This window comes from Lactobacillus sp. UMNPBX4, assembly GCF_002554115.1.
Taxonomy (GTDB): domain Bacteria; phylum Bacillota; class Bacilli; order Lactobacillales; family Lactobacillaceae; genus Lactobacillus; species Lactobacillus gallinarum.
Genome location: NZ_PCZF01000128.1, coordinates 1 through 670, shown reverse-complemented (window position 1 = coordinate 670; position 670 = coordinate 1). Strand labels below are relative to the sequence as shown.

The 670-nt window shown below is 40.4% G+C and carries 1 protein-coding gene; it reads right to left on the bottom strand.

All coding sequences use genetic code 11. The annotated features are described in order from the left end of the window. A partial coding sequence (locus CP355_RS10015; RefSeq protein ID WP_143468945.1) for a DUF1542 domain-containing protein occupies positions 1-670 on the bottom strand: 670 nt, incomplete at both ends.

Here is a 670-nt window from a genome sequence, read left to right as displayed (position 1 = left end):
CACCAGTGTTCTTAGCTGTAGTAACATCAGCGTCTTTAGTGGCAGCATCAATATTACCCTTAGCTGTTTGAACTTCACCAGCAACGGTCTTCTTCAAATCAGCCTTTTCTTCAGCAGTTAAGTTTGAAGCATCGATCGCATCGTCCTTAGTCTTAGCAGCTTGATCAATGGCATCCTTAGCAGCATCTTTAGTGGCTGAAGTAGTTGGAACATTCATGTTGTTAATCGTTTCAACACCAGTGTCCTTAGCAGTTTTTACTGCATCGTTAGTTGTTGCTTTATTAATGTTAGCAATTGCGTCATCAGCAAGCTTTTGTGCTTTGTTAATTACTGCGGTTTTTTCTTCATCAGTTAAGTTAGTACCGTTAAGTTTAGCCTTCTTATCTGTTAATGCAGCATTGATTGCTTTAATGGCAGCAGTCTTAGAAACTGAAGCAGGGATTTCAACAGCATTAATAGCTTTTTCACCATTAGTTTGCGCTGTCTTAACATCAGCGTCTTTAGTGGCAGCATCAATATTACCCTTAGCTGTTTGAACTTCACCAGCAACGGTCTTCTTCAAATCAGCCTTTTCTTCAGCAGTTAAGTTTGAAGCATCGATCGCATCGTCCTTAGTCTTAGCAGCTTGATCAATGGCATCCTTAGCAGCATCTTTAGTGGCTGAAGTAGT